The organism is Acidihalobacter prosperus, from assembly GCF_000754095.2.
GTDB classification, from domain to species: domain Bacteria; phylum Pseudomonadota; class Gammaproteobacteria; order DSM-5130; family Acidihalobacteraceae; genus Acidihalobacter; species Acidihalobacter prosperus.
Genome location: NZ_JQSG02000006.1, coordinates 883,571 through 900,358 on the forward strand (window position 1 = coordinate 883,571; position 16,788 = coordinate 900,358).

17 protein-coding genes are annotated in these 16,788 nt (G+C 64.0%); 16 read left to right on the forward strand and 1 reads right to left on the reverse strand.

The genetic code is table 11. The annotated features are described in order from the left end of the window. Positions 1-66 precede the first annotated feature (66 nt). The 12 genes from THPRO_RS14935 to THPRO_RS14990 all read left to right on the forward strand — a co-directional run bounded on the left by THPRO_RS14935 (position 67) and on the right by THPRO_RS14990 (position 11,123). On the forward strand, positions 67-1,545 hold the full coding sequence (locus tag THPRO_RS14935; protein WP_052064486.1) for a GGDEF domain-containing protein: 1,479 nt from the start codon (positions 67-69) through the stop codon (positions 1,543-1,545). Positions 1,546-1,696: 151 nt separating this feature from the next. After that, positions 1,697-2,113 (forward strand): 30S ribosomal protein S6, encoded by a 417-nt coding sequence (gene rpsF / locus THPRO_RS14940; protein ID WP_038091149.1) that lies wholly within the window; start codon positions 1,697-1,699, stop codon positions 2,111-2,113. 44 nt (positions 2,114-2,157) lie between these two features. Beyond that, on the forward strand, positions 2,158-2,382 hold the full coding sequence (gene rpsR / locus THPRO_RS14945; RefSeq protein WP_038091152.1) for a 30S ribosomal protein S18: 225 nt from the start codon (positions 2,158-2,160) through the stop codon (positions 2,380-2,382). A gap of 30 nt (positions 2,383-2,412) precedes the next feature. Further along, positions 2,413-3,315, forward strand: coding sequence for a hypothetical protein (locus tag THPRO_RS14950; protein ID WP_052064487.1), 903 nt, complete (start codon positions 2,413-2,415; stop codon positions 3,313-3,315). Positions 3,316-3,356: 41 nt separating this feature from the next. Beyond that, positions 3,357-3,812 (forward strand): 50S ribosomal protein L9, encoded by a 456-nt coding sequence (rplI, locus tag THPRO_RS14955; protein WP_038091154.1) that lies wholly within the window; start codon positions 3,357-3,359, stop codon positions 3,810-3,812. Positions 3,813-3,951: 139 nt separating this feature from the next. Further along, entirely contained in the window at positions 3,952-5,352 is a 1,401-nt protein-coding gene (dnaB, locus tag THPRO_RS14960; RefSeq protein WP_052064488.1) for a replicative DNA helicase, read from the forward strand. Further along, positions 5,349-6,461 carry an alanine racemase gene (alr, locus tag THPRO_RS14965; protein ID WP_330219994.1) on the forward strand — a complete coding sequence of 371 codons (1,113 nt, stop codon included), beginning with the start codon at positions 5,349-5,351 and terminating at the stop codon, positions 6,459-6,461. Before dnaB ends, alr begins: the two co-directional genes overlap by 4 nt. A gap of 297 nt (positions 6,462-6,758) precedes the next feature. Further along, positions 6,759-8,078 (forward strand): OmpP1/FadL family transporter, encoded by a 1,320-nt coding sequence (locus THPRO_RS14970; protein ID WP_065089816.1) that lies wholly within the window; start codon positions 6,759-6,761, stop codon positions 8,076-8,078. 113 nt (positions 8,079-8,191) lie between these two features. Continuing rightward, positions 8,192-9,133 (forward strand): hypothetical protein, encoded by a 942-nt coding sequence (locus THPRO_RS14975; RefSeq protein WP_065089817.1) that lies wholly within the window; start codon positions 8,192-8,194, stop codon positions 9,131-9,133. Positions 9,134-9,240: 107 nt separating this feature from the next. Further along, the gene (locus tag THPRO_RS14980) at positions 9,241-9,678 is read left to right on the forward strand and encodes a hypothetical protein (protein WP_038091159.1); all 438 of its coding nucleotides are present in this window, start codon (positions 9,241-9,243) and stop codon (positions 9,676-9,678) included. A gap of 6 nt (positions 9,679-9,684) precedes the next feature. Next, positions 9,685-10,722, forward strand: a complete 1,038-nt coding sequence (locus THPRO_RS14985; protein ID WP_082954687.1) for a lipoate--protein ligase family protein — start codon at positions 9,685-9,687, stop codon at positions 10,720-10,722. An 11-nt stretch (positions 10,723-10,733) separates the two neighbouring features. Further along, the gene (locus tag THPRO_RS14990) at positions 10,734-11,123 is read left to right on the forward strand and encodes a hypothetical protein (protein WP_065089819.1); all 390 of its coding nucleotides are present in this window, start codon (positions 10,734-10,736) and stop codon (positions 11,121-11,123) included. Positions 11,124-11,175: 52 nt separating this feature from the next. Here THPRO_RS14990 and THPRO_RS14995 read toward each other — a convergent pair whose 3' ends face one another. Next, positions 11,176-11,493, reverse strand: coding sequence for a hypothetical protein (locus tag THPRO_RS14995; RefSeq protein ID WP_038091260.1), 318 nt, complete (start codon positions 11,491-11,493; stop codon positions 11,176-11,178). A 121-nt stretch (positions 11,494-11,614) separates the two neighbouring features. Here THPRO_RS14995 and THPRO_RS15000 point away from each other — a divergent pair, with 121 nt between their 5' ends. The 4 genes from THPRO_RS15000 to THPRO_RS15015 all read left to right on the forward strand — a co-directional run bounded on the left by THPRO_RS15000 (position 11,615) and on the right by THPRO_RS15015 (position 16,776). Then, positions 11,615-12,025 (forward strand): hypothetical protein, encoded by a 411-nt coding sequence (locus THPRO_RS15000; RefSeq protein ID WP_038091161.1) that lies wholly within the window; start codon positions 11,615-11,617, stop codon positions 12,023-12,025. 110 nt (positions 12,026-12,135) lie between these two features. After that, on the forward strand, positions 12,136-12,987 hold the full coding sequence (locus THPRO_RS15005) for a CbbQ/NirQ/NorQ/GpvN family protein (protein ID WP_038091164.1): 852 nt from the start codon (positions 12,136-12,138) through the stop codon (positions 12,985-12,987). Positions 12,988-13,000: 13 nt separating this feature from the next. Further along, positions 13,001-15,544, forward strand: coding sequence for a nitric oxide reductase activation protein NorD (locus tag THPRO_RS15010; RefSeq protein ID WP_065089820.1), 2,544 nt, complete (start codon positions 13,001-13,003; stop codon positions 15,542-15,544). Continuing rightward, positions 15,541-16,776 (forward strand): acetoin utilization protein AcuC, encoded by a 1,236-nt coding sequence (locus THPRO_RS15015; protein ID WP_038091167.1) that lies wholly within the window; start codon positions 15,541-15,543, stop codon positions 16,774-16,776. The genes THPRO_RS15010 and THPRO_RS15015 overlap by 4 nt, the downstream gene beginning before the upstream one ends. The last annotated feature ends 12 nt before the right edge of the window (positions 16,777-16,788 follow it).

The following is a 16,788-nucleotide window of genomic DNA, read 5'->3' on the forward strand; positions in this document are numbered from 1 at the left end:
GGGCCTGGGGCGGCTATATTCTTGTGAACGGGCGTATCGGATGCCCGCGCGGCAGCTGGGGGGGCGATGAGCACGGTGGGGGACAGCAGCGACAAGCTGGCGGGCGATACCGGGGACGCCGGCTACCGCGAGCGCTATCGGCAACTGGTGCAGGAATTCGACGCCGCGGAAACCGCCTGGCAGCGTGATCGCACCGCCGGCATGCGTCTGCTTTCCAATATGGTGCTGAAGCTGTCAGTTTCGCAACCGAGCTTGGCCGGTTTGCTCAAAAACTTCGGCGATGCATTTCAGGGCGGGCATTTCGAGGCGGAAACCGAGGCCCTGTCTCGGCTGATCGACGGTCTGCGCGCGGAAGCCGGGCCGGAAGCCGATGTGGCGGAAGTGGCCGCGGCGATCGAACGTCTTGAGGCGTTGCTGGAAGTCATGCCGGGCGAGTCCGGGCCGGAGGGCGAATCCGCGGGCGTTGGCGCAGCGCTGTCGCGCCTGGAGGCCGCGCTCAAGACGCGGCTGCAGGCTTTGCGGGAGGATCTTCTGCTGCTGGCGGGCGCGATCTACGACGCACCGGGCTGGCCCGACGAATGGGTTTCCGAGCGCGACCGCCTGCGCCGCGGCTTCGCCGAGACGCGGCGGGTCGAGGCGCGTGCGCTGGCCGATCTGGTGGGCCGGGGGTTTTCCGCCATCGAACGGGAGCGTGTCGAGATCCGGCGCTTTCTCGGCGAACTGGTAGGCCGGCTGGACACTCTGGAAAAAACCTTCAGCGAGCGCGACAGCCGCCGGCGAGATCTACTGATCCAGGCGGGCGACGTCAACCGCCAGATCGAGACTTCCGTGCGCGATCTCATCACCGAGACGCGCGTGGCGACGGATATCGAAAGCCTGCGCGACGCCATCGACACTCGGCTGCATAGCCTGACGGACGATCTGCTGACCCTGCGTGGCCTCGGCGAGGATGCCATGGCCCAGTCGGACGAAGCGGCCGAGGACCTTCGCGAGCGCCTGCGCGTGCTGGAGGCCGAGCGCGACCAATTGAGTCAACGCCTGGCGCAGACCCATCGCGAGGCGCGTATCGATATGCTGACATCGCTGCCCAATCGCCGTGCGCTGGACGAGCGCCTGGAGGAGGAGGCCGCGCGGGCCGATCGCAACGGAGACGTGTTTGCGATCGCCCTGGTCGATGTCGACCACTTCAAACAGATCAATGATCGTTACGGCCATGCGAGTGGCGACCGGGCGCTGCAGATCATCGCCAAGCTGCTGCGCATGAAGCTGAGACGTTCGGATGTCCTCGGGCGCTGGGGCGGGGAGGAGTTTCTGGTGTTGTTTCCGGCGACCACGCTGGAGGCGGCGCGAGAAATCGCCGAGCGCGTCCGCGCCGCCCTATCGGCGGCGCCCACGCACTTCAAGGGCGAGCAGGTGCGTCTGACGGCATCCTTCGGGCTTGCCGTGTGGGGCGGGGAGAAGGATGCCGTTCCCGCGCTGGTCGAGCGTGCCGACAAGGCGCTGTACGCGGCCAAGCAGGCCGGACGCGATGCCGTCAGCGGCTAGGCGCGCGGACAGCATCGCAAGTGCTTGCCTTGGGGGGCGTTCGCTCTTAGAATGACGGCCCCTTTATGCCGGGTGCCAAGGGTGCCCGGCGACTCCTTGCCTCACCGCCGCTCGGCGGGAGGCTTGCAACCCGTAAGGAGCTTTCAAGTCGATGCGTCACTACGAAGTGGTATTTCTGGTTCACCCGGACCAGAGCGAGCAGGTTCCCGCGATGATCGAACGCTATCGCGGCATGATCGAGGGTGATGGCGGTACGATTCACCGTCTCGAGGATTGGGGGCGGCGCCAGCTGGCCTACCCGATCAACAAGGTGCACAAGGCGCACTACGTGCTCATGAACATCGAGTGCAGCGATGCCGCCCTGACCGAGCTGGAAACCGCCTTCAGGTTCAACGACGCGGTGCTGCGCAAGCTGGTGATTCGCGAAAACGAGGCGGTCACCGAAGCCTCGCCGCTGGCCAAGTCCAAGGACGAGAGCGATTCATCGGAAGCCCGTCCTGCGCGCGGCGAAGACGGTGCCGATGCGAGCGCCGACAATGCGCGCGAGGGTAGTGACAGCGCCGAATGAGCGCTGACGCCACCTTCCGTCCAACTGAACCGAGGTAAGACAACATGTCACGATTTTTCCGCCGCCGCCGCTATTGCCGCTTCACCGCCGAGGGCATCGCGCGTATCGATTACAAGGACATCAATCTGCTCAAGGGTTATGTCACGGAAACCGGCAAGATCGTGCCGAGCCGCGTCACCGGTACCAGCGCGCGCTACCAGCGCCAGCTGGCTCAGGCCGTCAAGCGTGCCCGTTACCTGGCCCTGCTACCGTATTCCGATCAGCACTGATAGGGCGACTGTCGACGGGAGGACAGGCCGGTGCTGACGCGCCGTCTCGCGGCATTCGTGATGTCGGGGCGGTGGCAAGCCGTCGTTGCTGCCGTGCTGTTGGCGGTGGCCGGTGTGCTGTTCCCTCCGCTGGCGCTCATCAGCGCTGCCGTGGTGGCGTTGGTGACCCTGCGTCACGGCTTCGACCAGGGGCTGATCGTCCTGGGCTGGGGTGGTGCCGCCATCGCCGCGCTGGCGGCGTTGTTGCTGGGGGCGCCGCTCACGGGGGTGATTTATGCCGTGGCGCAATGGCTGCCGGTGCTGCTGTTTGCGCAGTTGCTGCGTGGCAGCGCTTCCTGGGCGACCGTCATGACCGTGCTGGCCGCGGTGGGGCTGGCGATCGTGCTCGGGGTGCATCTGCTGGTTCCGGACACCGCCCAGGTATGGACGGAATTGCTGCAGCGCAACCTCGGCGAATTATTCAAACGTGCGGGGATGGGGCCGGCAGAAGTGACGGCGACCATCGCCCGGGCAGCGCACTACGCGACCGGTGCGTTCGCCATGTCGCTGGTGCTGAGCGTGTCGCTGAGTCTGATGCTGGCGCGGGCCTGGCAGGCGTCGCTGTACAACCCGGGCGGATTCCGGGACGAGTACACGCGCTGGCGGCTGGGCGTCGTGCTTGCGGGCTTCGCGGCTTTGCTGGTGGTGCTGATCCTCGTGATGCACAATGCGCTGTTGGTCGAGTTGGCCATGGTCGTGTTGACGCCATTCCTGTTGCAGGCGATCGGTCTGTTGCACGGATTGGTGAGACAGGGCGGCATGAGCGTGGGCTGGTTGGTCGGGCTCTACGTACTGCTGTTCCTGGCGCCGCCACAGATGGGCAGTCTGCTCGCGGCGGTGGGTGTGGTGGACAGCTTTGCGGATCTGCGTACGCGCTTCAGGCGTGGCGACTGATGCCTGAAATTGGGTTTTATTGAATCTTTAGGGTAGCTATCATGGAAATCATCCTGCTGGACAAGGTGGAAAATCTGGGCGGTCTCGGCGACAAGGTCAAGGTCAAGTCGGGCTACGCCCGTAACTTCCTGATCCCGACCGGCAAGGCCAAATACGCCACGCCCGCGAACATCGCCGAATTCGAGGCGCGCCGGGCGGAGCTCGAGAAAATCGCGGCCGAAGCCAAGGCTGCAGCCGAGGCCCGTCGTGCGAAGATCGAAGGCATGGAGATCACGCTGACGGCGCTGGCCGGCGCCGAAGGCAAGCTGTTCGGGTCGATCGGCACGCAGGACATCGCTGAGGCGGTGTCCGCGGCGGGCGTCGAGATCGAGCGCAAGGAAGTGCGTCTTCCTGAAGGCGCGTTGCGTCAGGTGGGCGAGTACGAGGTCGAACTGCACCTGCATTCCGACGTCAACGTTGCCATCAAGGTCGTGATCAACGGCGAATCCGCCAGCTGATCGACGGATGACCGGGCAGGCCGCTGCGCGGCCCGCCCGGGGATGATGCCTCGGCGGTTTCGGCACCGGCCAGCGATCGCACGGGCGGCGGCGACGCGCCGTCGCGGTTTTTCTGTCTGAAACATTGCCGCAGGGGCTTATGGCCGAAGTGATTCCCAAATCGCGCGGCGAGCAATCCGCCACCGAAGCCTTGCGGGTTCCGCCGCATTCGATCGAGGCGGAACAGGCCGTCCTGGGCGGCCTGATGCTGGACAATTCGACCTGGGACCAGGTCGCGGACCGCATCAACGAAGCCGATTTCTACCGTTTCGATCATCGTCTGATTTTTCGGGCCGTCGAGCGGCTGGCTTCGCAGAATCAACCCCTCGACGTCGTGACCCTTTCCGAGGCGCTTGAGCGCGCCGGTGATCTCGAACAGGCCGGCGGGCTGGCCTATCTCGGCGTCCTGGCGCGGGATACGCCCAGCGCGGCAAACATTCGTGCCTATGCCGATATCGTCCGCGAGCGCTCGATTCTGCGTCAGCTCATCAGTGTGGGCACACGCGTGGCCGATAGCGCCTTCAATCCGGAAGGACGTGATTCCAAGGCACTGCTGGACGAAGCCGAAAAGGCGGTTTTCGAGATCGCCGAACGCGGCGTGCGTGGGCGCGAGGGTTTCACCAGTATCAAGCAATTGCTCCGTCCGGCGCTCGACCGCATCGAAATGCTGCATGAGCGTCAGGATGCGGTGACCGGCATCGCAACGGGTTACGACGAGATCGACGAGCGCACCTCAGGACTGCAGCCTGGGGACCTGGTCATCGTGGCCGGGCGTCCATCGATGGGCAAGACCACATTCGCCATGAATATCGCCGAATACGCCGCGGTCAAGCATCGTACGCCGGTCGCGATCTTCAGCATGGAGATGCCGGGCGAGCAGCTCACCATGCGTATGCTGTCCTCCCTGGGGCGCATCGATCAGCATCGCCTGCGTACGGGCCGCCTCGACGAGCAGGACTGGCCCCGACTGACCAGCGCGGTGCAAATGCTGACCGATGTGCCGCTGTTCATCGACGACACCCCCGCGCTGACGCCGACCGAACTGCGTGCCCGTGCGCGCCGCCTCAAGCGCGAACACGGCCTGGGCTTGATCGTGATCGATTATCTCCAGCTCATGCAGGTGCCCAGCACGCGCGAGAACCGGGCCACGGAAATTTCGGAAATTTCGCGTTCTCTCAAGGCCGTGGCCAAGGAGCTGGGGGTGCCCGTAATCGCACTGTCGCAGCTCAACCGCAGCCTTGAGCAGAGACCCAACAAGCGCCCCGTGATGTCCGACCTGCGCGAGTCCGGCGCCATCGAGCAGGACGCCGACCTCATCGCCTTCATCTACCGCGACGAGGTGTACAACGAGGACAGTCCCGACAAGGGTACAGCGGAGATCATCATCGCCAAGCAGCGTAATGGCCCTATCGGCATGGCCCGCCTGACCTTTCTTGGGCAGTTCACGCGTTTCGAGAACCATATTTCCGATGTCTACGGGGGCGCAGGGGGATTCGAGTGAGCTCGCTGGCGCGCGCCACCCATGCCCGCATCGACCTCGACGCGCTAAGACACAATTACCGCCGCATTCGCGCACTGGCGCCGGCGAGCCGCGTCCTGGCGATGGTCAAGGCCGACGCCTACGGGCATGGCCTTCTGCCGGTCGCGCACGCGCTGTCCGGTCTGGCAGACGCGCTCGGCGTTGCCTGTGTGCCGGAGGCGCTCGCGTTGCGTGCGGCTGGCGTCGGCGGCCGTATCGTGGTCATGCAAGGCTTCAAGAATGCGGACGAGCTTGCAGCCGTTTGCGCGCACGCACTCGACGTGGTCATTCACGCGCCTGAACAACTCGACTGTCTGGCAAGCTGCCGGTGCGGGCCACCGGAAGGCGTGGCCGTCTGGCTCAAGATCGATACCGGGATGCACCGCATCGGGTTCGCTCCGGAAACGGTGGCGGAAGCGGTGCGTCGCCTGGGCGCCATGGCGGCGGTGAATCCCCGGCTGCGCTATCTCACGCATTTCGCTTGTGCCGACGACCCCGCTTCGACGATGACGGCGCGCCAGATCGAATGTTTCGATGCGACCACGCGTGGTTTTGCTGGCGAGCGCAGTCTGTGCAATTCGGCGGCCCTGCTGACCCGGCCAGATGCGCATGCCGACTGGGTGCGCCCCGGGATCGCGCTGTACGGTGCTTCGCCGATAGCGGGGCGACCAGCTGCTGGAATCGGCTTGCACCCGGTGATGACGCTGACGGCGCCATTGATCGCGATACATCACCATCGGGCCGGCGAGACGATCGGCTACGGCGGAACCTTCACATGCCCTCGGCCGATGCGCGTCGGAGTCGTCGCCATCGGTTATGGCGATGGCTATCCACGGCATGCCGCCAGCGGCACACCGGTCTCGATCGGCGATCGTCCCGGCGCGATTGCAGGCAGGGTTTCAATGGACATGCTCGCGATCGATCTAGGCGATGCGGACTGTCGACCCGGGGATCCGGTCACGCTATGGGGCGATGGTGTGGCGGCCGACGTGGTGGCCACTCATGCGCAGACCATCAGCTACGAATTATTCTGTGCCGCCGGCCCTAAGGCCCATCGCAAATATCTTTCCTTATGCGGCATAAAAAAATAATGATAAGCCTGCTCGTTCGGGTCTAGGGTTTCCTGGCGCACGTCGTTAAACCGACGCCGTAGAATCCGTCCAAAATATCGTTTTTATATGCGCGGATAACGACGGGGCAAAGTCATTTGCTCCCATGTGGTGCGGGCCGCCGGCGTCGCTTGAATTGTTTTTCGACATATATTAGCGAAGCCTGTTTGACATTTTTACGACAAGGTTTAGTCTTGAGTCGCTACTCAAAACAGGTTAAATCGGAATATTAGACAAAACTAATAATTGTCGTTATTAAACGGACCCCGGAGGATTCGGATGAAGCTCGATCTCAAGCGTTCTTTGATCGCCACCTCGATTGCCACGGCACTGGGTTTTGCCGGTGCGGCTCATGCCACCAACGGCTACAACCTCATCGGTATCGGTTCGTACCAGATGGGTATGGCGGGCGCGGTCGTTTCCGACCCTGGCTCCGCGATGACGGCGATTTCCAACCCCGCCGGCATGACCGAAGTGCAACCGCAGACGGATTTCAGCATGGAAGCCTTCATGCCGACGCGAGACGTGAATAATCAGGCAACCGGCGGCAAGAAAATTTCCAGCGACAGCAACATGTACGGCGTGCCTGCGCTCGGCTGGTCGGCGCCGACCACGTCGGGTTCCAACATCTACTTCGGTGGCGGCATGTACGGCACTTCCGGCATGGGCGTCGATTATCCCTACACCGCCAATGGCGTGATGGCTGGGTCGTCTTTCAATGGCTACAGCAACATCGCGTTGTGGCAGATGGCGCCCGCACTGGCCTGGAAGGTCAACGACCAGTTGAGCCTGGGCGTGGCCCTCGACATTGGCTACATGTCCGCCTCGTTCCTGCAGTCCTACGGTTTTGCCGCTGCGCCGTCGCCGGCGGGCGGCACTGCCTATGGTCCGTACAGCATCAATATGACGCGTTCGGCCAGCGCGTTTGGACTCGGTGCCACCATCGGCATGCTCTATAAGGTGAACCCCATGTGGACGGTGGGGGCGGCCTACACCAGTTCGCAGACCTACAAGCTCAACTACAACCTGGCGCCGGGCGATATCACGGTGCCGGGCGGTGCCAGCCCGACTGCGCCCGCGTCGTATCAATTCCCGGGCGGAAAATACACCCTGACCATGAAAACGCCCCAGACCGCATCGGTCGGCGTCACCATGCATGCCAATCAGGCTCTGGCGATCAGCGCGCAGTTGAAGTGGATCGACTGGAAGGACGTGATGAATAACCTGAGCATCACCGGTCCGATGGATTTCACCGGCTTCACGCCAAAGTGGAAGAGCCAGACGGTGGTGGCCGTGGCCGCGAATTACTACGTGAGCCCCGACTTCCAGGTGCGCGCAGGCTATAACTACGCCAAGTCCCCGATCGACAGCAATGCTGTCGCCTACAACATTATCCTGCCGGCCATTGCCGAAACGCATTACACGGCAGGTTTTACGTATGATCTTAACAAGCGCTGGACGGTCGGCGGCGCCTACATGTACTCGCCGAAGAAAACCTATACCGCGCCGATGACGGCCAGTATGACCGACCCGAGCAAGGGGCAGAAAATATCACTTGCCGAGCAGGCGGTATCGTTCAATATCGGCTATAAATTCTGAGGTTTCCGAGAGTCAGGAATGACAACTCAAGGGCCATGGCGACATGGCCCTTTTTTATTTGAATGGCAAAGTGCCGGCTTTGCTCATAACTACAAGTAGATACGGAGGGTGAAATGAAGCTGCTTGGAAAATTACTGCGTATTGTGGCCGTTTCGATATTGTTGGTCGGATCGGGTTCCGCGCTGGCGGCCAAGTTGTACAAGCCTTTTGTGCTGGCGTCCGAAGTGAAGGGAGATTTCCATGCGGTGGTGGACCAGACCGAGGCCGCACTCAAGCAGGCGGGTTTTCAGATCGTCGGTGTTTACAGCCCCGACCTGAGTAAATTTCAGCCTTATCAGGCCGCGACGATTTTTATCGTGACCAACCCGACCCTGCTGGCCGATGCGGCGAAGACGCCGCGCGGCGGTTACGGTGCGGTGATGCGCGTTTCCGTGACCCAGACCAACGATCAGGTCCAGGTGGCCTACGTCAATCCGGTGTACGTGCAGTACGCCTATCGCATGAAGGCCGATCTCGATCCGATCAAGGCCGAGTTGGCCAAGGCGCTGGGCGACAAGGAGTCGTTCGGCGCGCAGGGGCTGTCGGCCGACAAGCTGCTGCATTACCACTACACCTTCGGCATGGAATACTTCGACGAACCTTACCATTTGAACGATTTCAGTTCGCATGACAAGGCGGTGTCCAAGGTGCGAGAGCTGCTGAAGGCGGGCACGCACGGCATACATTTCCTGTATGAATTGAACGTGCCAGGCACGGATCAGACGGTGTTCGGCGTATCCATGGACAGCCGCGAAGATCGGAACGTCAACGACGCCTATCAGATGTCGGTCGTGGATTTCCGCAAGCTCAAGGGCACGGCCTATCTGCCCTACCAGATTCTGGTGAAGGGGCGAAAGGTCGAGGCGCTCAATATGCGCTTCCGGATGGCCGTATTCTTCCCGGATCTGTCGATGATGGGCGATCATTCGTTCATGACGCTGATGTCGGCGCCGGCCGCATTGCACCGCGCGCTGGCCAAGGCGGCGGGCGGTTCCGTCAGCGAATCCCTGTTTTGACGACAGGGATCGGATGCGATCCTGAGCGACTAACCCCGGCTGGTCCGGGGTTTTTTTTGCGCGTCCTATCCGCCAGAATGGTCGCCCGATCATCCTCGGAGTGCGGTATGAAGTCGATCAAGATCAGCAATCTGGGCGAGATTCGCAACGAGCTGAATAAATACAAGAAGGGCAAGAAATTCGATATCCATCAGTTCAACCAGATGGCGCGTCTGGCTTGGCTCGGCAAGATCGTGATGCAACCGCTCGACCCACTCGACGAGAAATGCGAGTCCTTTTTGCTCTACTGCGAGTATCCGGACGAATTCCAGGCGCATTTTCTCGATCCTGACCAGGATCTGGTCGGGCAGATGCATATCGTGGACGGTGAGCAGGCACAGGCCTTGTCGCGCATCCTGCAGCGAGGTGTGGAAGAACGGGCAATGCTCTACCAGGACCTTCGGCGCCGCGACTTCTACTTTGGCGAGTTTTATCGTCCCAAGGACCGGGAGACGCAGACGGACGAGCGCGGCGCTGGCGACGAAGCGCCGGACGAGTCGCGATAAATACATTTGTCGTGCCTCCATCTTCATGAGGCGGGCTGGCTGACGCCATATGCGCTGCATGCATGCTACGCTGGCCTCGCCGAGTCACTGAGCGAGGACGATACGCCTTGGCTCATCTCCGCGCGTGCCGACCGAGGGCATATCGCACTGGGCGCCAGCCAATATGCGGATGCCGAGCTGAATCTCGCGTATTGCCGCATGCGTCGCATACCGATCGTGCAACGTCCGCTGGGCGGCGGAACGGTTTGGGTCGACCGCCGCCAGTTGTGCCTTTTTTTCATTTTTCCACGTACCAGCGCTCCCGCTTCGCACGCTGCGTTGTTCGATCTGTGTCTCGGCCTGCTGAAGGATGCCTATGCGCGTATCGGGGTCGAGGTGGAGCGGGTCGGCGGACAGGATCTCTGGCATGCGGGGCGCAAACTGCTTGGCAGCGGCGCGGCCACCATAGGCCGTTCGATGGTGTTCGGCGCCAGCATCCTGGAGCGTTTCGATGCCGCAAGTTTCGCGGCCTGCGTGGATTGTCCCAGCCGGGGCTTCGAGCGCTGGCTCGGGGATTGTCTGAGTGAGAGTGTGACCGATCTCGAGGCAGCGGGCATGTTGCCGTATGAAGGTGCTTTCGAGGAGGCGTTGCGAGCGGTGTGCGGCAGTCGTTGGGCGGTGACGACGCAGCGGCCGGAAGCGCATCGCCTGGCTGCGATGTCGGCCGCCGAGCTGGCGTTGCGCGAACCGCTCGAAATGGGTGGGCGCCGCTTGGTGCGTGGCGGCATCAAGATCAAGCGGGGCACCTATCTGCTTGAGGATACGACGGGGCCGTGGTTGCGTCTGCTCTGGCGTGACGGTCGTCTGGTGCGTGCAGCCAGCGGGGATAAGGATTTCGATGCCGTGCTGCAGGCTTGTCTTGCGTGTCCTCTGGATGACGGCATCATATACGAACAGGGCCGCCTGCACGGCCTCTCGCTTGAGTCGGCGCGAACGCTGGCTCAGCGCGTCGAGGCGCTTTGCGCGGGGCTGGAGCCCCAGGAATGTGCCTCACGAACCGCATAGGAAAGGACGATATGAGTGAACCGACCATCGCCGCGCGCATGGCGCGCAAATATGCCGTGATGACGGCCGACGCGACGATGCTGGAGCGATTCAGGTCGATTACCCCGGCAGGCTGGGCCTGCGTCGCGGCAACTGATCTGGAGCAGTTGGGCGAGTGGCACGAGGTGCTGCTGTACCGCTTTCTGCTGTTGGATCTGGACGAGATCGACGCCTTCGATCCATTGGAGGCGATCAGGGTGCTCAGGCAGCAGCATCAGATCAATATCGCCGTTTTCTGCTTCGGTGGCGACGAGGATATACAGGACGAGATGCGTCTCGCGCGCGCCGACCGTTTTTTTGCGCGCAATGAGATGGTCGAGCGGCTGCCGGAGTTTTTCCGTCAGTACGATTGGGGCGAGTGAGAGTCCGCGCGCGGCCGCCCGTCCGGGTCAGGCCGCGCGCCGCCGCTGGGGCTCAGCCGATCCAGGCGTGCTCGACGACGTCGATGCGGATGTCCTGGGTATAGGTCTCGCCGTTGCCCTCGACCACCAGCTTGCCGACGTGGGAACCGGCTTCCTTGTAGCTGAAGCTGCATTCGAAGGTGCCGGGCAGGTTGACCGTGGCGCTGCCCTTGTTTTCGCCGTTGACGGTGAAGCTGCACTTGGCGCTGCCCTGTCCGTCGAGTAGGGCTTGCAGACGGAACGGCTTGTTGACGGGGCGGCGGTAGACGTTCGGATCGCGGTTGGCGTTGTACTGCAGATTGTTCAGCTTGACGAGTTTGACCAGTTTCATGGTGACTCCCGCGGTTAGGGTATTGTCGAGCATATTAGTAGGTTATGATATAAACGTGAAATAATACCACGTACGGTGAAATATTCACCCCCATACAACAGTGGCAAGACGATAGTGTCGCATGGATAGAGATCAACAGCTGGCAGAACGCATGGCCGACATCGACGCGCGCATCCGCCTTCTGGAAGCGGTGATCGCGGGGCCGGAGGGGCGCGAGATCGACTTCGACGCCCTGCTGGCGCAGGCCTCCGGGATTGCCGGCGACCTGATGACGGCCTACGCCCATCACGCCGGCAAGCCGATGCCCGAGACGCGAGACTTGCTGGAGACGCTGCGTGCCTTCGTCAAGGGCGACCCGAGCCTGAACGCGGTACGCGACAATGTCAGGGAACTCGTCTATTACCGCAATTGCCTAGAGATGGGTAAGACGGATGCCCTGCCGGTACGGCCGGCACACATGGCCGTGCGAACCGCGCGGCATCTGTATTTGTATCTGTATACCCGCTGCAGCCAGGAGCACCGCCTCCCCTGAGGAATCCGCTTCACGCCGACGGCGCAAGAGTCCGGCGGCGTCGATGGGCTGCCGGGCATTTCAAATCGAGCACGCGTCGACAGGCGCATGCCAGCGGATGAGGATCGACGATGGACAACCAGGTCAAGCACCAGCGTGGCGTCGAACGCGACGTGATTCAGCAGCCGGCAGCCGCCGCAGCGCCGTTCTACTTGCCGCAGGCCGACGAAGTCGAAATCTTCCGTGCCGCTTACGCAAGGCGGCTTCCCGTCATGCTCAAGGGGCCGACCGGTTGCGGCAAGACCCGTTTTCTGGAGCACATGGCCCACAGCCTGCGGCGACCGCTCGTCACCGTGGCCTGCCATGAGGATCTGACCAGCTCGGACCTTGTCGGACGCTTTCTGCTGCAGGGCGACGAAACCGTTTGGCAGGACGGCCCGTTGACACGTGCCGTCAAGGAGGGAGCTGTCTGCTATCTGGACGAAATCGTGGAGGCGCGCACGGATACCACGGTGGTGATCCATCCGCTGACCGACCATCGCCGTCAGCTGCCGCTCGACAAGAAAAGCCGCTTCATCGAGGCGCACGACGATTTCATGCTGGTGATTTCCTACAATCCGGGCTATCAGACCGCGCTGAAGGATCTCAAGCCCTCGACCAAGCAGCGCTTCGTCGGCATCAATTTCGATTATCCGGCGGAGGAGATCGAGCGCCGCATCGTCGCCGGCGAATCAGGCTGCCGCGACGAAGCGCTGATCGAACGTCTGGTCGCCGCCGGCCGGCGCGCGCGCGCACTCAAGGAACACGGGCTGGAGGAGGCGACCTCCACCCGCGCCCTGTGCTATGCCGCCGAGTTGATCGGTGCCGGCCTGTCACCGCGTGTCGCGGCACGGGCGGCGATGGTGGCGCCGATCACCGACGACCCCGCGCTGGTCGAGGCGCTGGAGGAGATTTTCGAGGCGCATCTCGGCGCGGCCGCCTGAGTCCGGTCGGCCCATGAGTAGTACGGCTCTGAGCGAAGCCGAGGCGCTGGTCCGCTGCGAAGAGGTGCTGCAGCACCTGGAAGGCATCAGTTTCGTGGCCCAGCGCGATGCGCGCGCGGCGCTGCCGTCGCTGGAAGGCGCGGACGTGAAGACGCGGCTTTACTGGCTGGAGGCCGCGCGCGACCTGTTTTTCCATGACCGCGAGGCCGGCAAGGCCTTCATGCGCCGCACGCCCGACCTGGTCGCGTTGTGGCCCGATGTGCAGTGCTGGACCGAACAGGCGCTCGCCTTCCGCGAATGGGTCAATTCCTGGTATGCCCTTGACGGCTATCTGGCCCAGGCCGGACGCATCTATGCGGAGTGGGGCGAGGCCGGCGAGCGGGGCTGGTACGAAGCGGGACTGCGCTGGTGCGCGCGTAGCATCGAGGACGGCCGGACCTACTTCGAGGCGGATTACGCGCGCCTGGCCGACGGCGAGGGACTGGCCGGCATCGAGGCGCTGATGGCGCCGGCCGAACGGCTCTACGACGCCCGCCGCCTGACCCTGGAAACCTATCTGCCCGGCGCGCTGGTTGCGCGCAACGTGGTGGGCACGCCGGGCCTGGAACCTTGGGCGCGCCGCGGCGCCGATCTGATGCAGTCCGGCCGCTCGCGCGGCGAGGCCTATTTCCGTCTGGCCAACGAGGAGGGGCTGCGTTACCTGCTGGACGAGCTGCCGGGGTACCGCCCGCGTCAGCACAGCCGCTTCCTGCAGATGCTGCTGCTGGCCTGGTTCGACGAGCTGATCCCGCTGGCAGACAGCGACTGGCGCCCCGGCAAGGGGCCGCCGATGATGCTCTGCGACGGCCGCTCGCTGCTGATGCCGGCGGTGCTGGAAGACCGCGACGAGGCCATCGTCGCCGCCCTGCATACGGCGGCGCATCTGCGCTTCGACACCTATGCGCGCGAGGAGATCGAGGCCCTGTTCGAGGCGCGCGGCATGACCCATCCGCCGCTCGACGACGATCAGCGCATGACCTGGCGGCCCTTGTTCGCGGAATACGGCGAACGCCTGTTCCGCTTCCAGGTGTTGTTCGATCTCTGCGAGGATATCCGCGTCGACTGCCGCCTGGGTGCGCGGGTGCCCGGCTATTTCAGCCGTCTCGCCCGTCTGCTCGATCGGGCCGAGACGCCGGACGGCGCCGCCGGCCATTTCCATGCGTTTGCTTGCGCGCAGTTGCGCGCTCTAGTCGAGGGCGAAGGGCTCGATGACCGTCTGCGCGCGTTGACCGCGGACGACGCCCGGCTGCTCGATGCCTATACTGCGGCCGCGGCGCTGTTCGCCGATCCGTCCTTCCCCGAGCTGGGTATGGCCGAGCGGGATCTGGCCTATCCGCCCGCGCATGGCCTCAATACGGGGCCGGCGGTGTATCCCAGGCCGCGTTACGAGGTGCTGCACGACGCGCCCCACGCCGATGCCTACGCCGCCAACAAGGCCACGCGCGAGCGTCAGCGCGAGGATCAGCCGCAGCAGGCGCCTGGCCAGCGACAGGACGATCCGGACGCCGACATCAATCTGCCGCGCGAGAATACCTCTGGCAGCGGCGGTCGCATCGGCGCCGGCATTCCGATGCCGGCCAAGCACATCAGCGGTCGTGGCGCGACGCGCGAGGCTCCGCCCGGCGGCATTCCGTATCCGGAGTGGGATTATCGCGAACAACGCTACCTGCACGACTGGGCGCGGGTGCACGAATCGCGGTTGACGGAAACGGCCGCCAAGCGCGCGGGCCGCATCCTTGAGGCGCATGCTGGTGTGCTCAAGCGCTTGCGCGCGGCGCTCGAAATGCAGCGCCCGACCCGTCCCGCGCCGCAGCGGCGACAGCCGGACGGCGACGAGCTCGACATGGAGGCGACCGTCGCCTACGTGACCGAGAAGCGCGCGGGCCTGTCGCCGGAGGGCATGATCTACCGCCGCCGGGCCGCGCAGCATCGCGACACGGCGGTGCTGCTGCTCGCGGATCTTTCGACCTCGATCATGGCGCGTCATCCCGGTGGCCAGGGCAAGGTGATCGATCGTATCCGTTCTGGACTGATCCTGTTCTCCGAGGCGATTACCAGCCTGGGCGATCATTACGCGATCTGCGGTTTCGCCTCCAAGCACCACGACAACGTCAATTACTACGTGGTCAAGGATTTTGCCGAGCCCGCCGACGGCGAGCTCAACGCGCGGCTGGCGGCGCTGTCCGGCCGTCTGGCCAGCCGCATGGGTGCGGCAATCCGCCATTCCGTGAAACGCTTCGCCGGCGTCGACGCCCATCACCGGCTGCTGCTCATGCTCACCGACGGCAGACCGGCCGACTACGACGACGGCGGCGATCCCCGCTATCTCAACGACGATACGCGCATGGCGATGAAGGAAGCCCGCGATGCGGGCATCCATCCCTTCTGCATCACGCTCGATCCCCGTGGCGGGGAATACCTGCCGGCCATCTTCGGCCCGGGGCATTTCACCCTGATCGATCGCGTGGACGAACTCCCCGCGCGACTGCCGGAAATCTACCTGAGGCTACGCCGATGACCGCGCCGACCGCCGGATCGCCGCGAGCGGTGCTCATCGCCGCGGCGCGTTATCGCCGCCACAGCTACGGCAACAATCACCCGCTGGACATCCCGCGGGTGTCGCTGATGCTCGACGTGATCCGCAGCTACGGGGCGCTGGACGAAGGCGAGTACGTGGAATCCAGACGTGCCTCTGTGGCCGAGCTGGAGTGGTTCCACACGCGAGAATACGTGTCGGCCATGCAGCGTTGCGAGGCCATGGGCAAGGTGATCGACGTCTATCGCCAGCAGCACAACATCGGTAACCTCGAGAACCCCTATTTCCGCGATTTCTTCGCCACCCCCGCAACCGCCACCGGCGGCAGCATCCAGGGTGCCGAGCAGCTGCTCGCAGGACGGGTGGCCTTCAGCCCCGCCGGCGGGATGCATCACGCCATGCCAGATCGCGCGCAGGGCTTCTGTTATTTCAACGATGCCGCGCTGGCGGTCATCCGTCTGCGCCGTGCCGGCCTGCGCGTGCTTTACGTCGATATCGACGCGCACCACGGCGACGGCGTCGAGCACGCGCTGCGCGGCGACCCCGGCGCCTTCACCCTGTCGCTGCACATGGATACCGACAAGGCCTATCCCTTTGCCGGCGGGCGCATCGAGGATACCGGCGGCTGCGCCAACGCCGTCAACCTGCCGCTGCCACCCGGCACCCATGACGACGAATATCGCCATGCATTCGCGCGGGTGTGGCCTGCGGTGATGGAAGCGGTGCGGCCTGATGCAGTGGTGCTGCAGGCCGGTACCGACCCGATCATGCCCGATCCGCTCGGCAAGTTCCGGTTGTCGACCCAGGCCTTCCTCGAAGTGGCCGCCCGCATCCAGGCCGACGCGCCGCGACATGCCGACGGCACGCCGCGGCTGCTGGTCATCGGCGGCGGCGGCTATCATCCTCTCGTGCTCGCCCGCTGCTGGGCCGGTCTCTGGGGGCAGCTCAGCGGGCGTACGCTGCCGGTCGAAATGCCGGAGAAGGCGCAGGCCCTGCTTGCCGAGGTCCGTTGGGGTGCGGAAGACCCCGAGGACGACGACGAGGCTGAACAGATCGAGCGGGCCGGCACGCCCTATCGAGAACTGCTGAGCCGCCGCCTGGACCGACCGCAGACCGGTCCGGTGCGCGCGGACATCGTCGAGCGGGTCGACCGGCTGCTGGATGGCCATCCCGCTTTCCGTGTCTCAAGAGGCCGCCGCGACACATGCTGCTAGTCTGCCCACCAA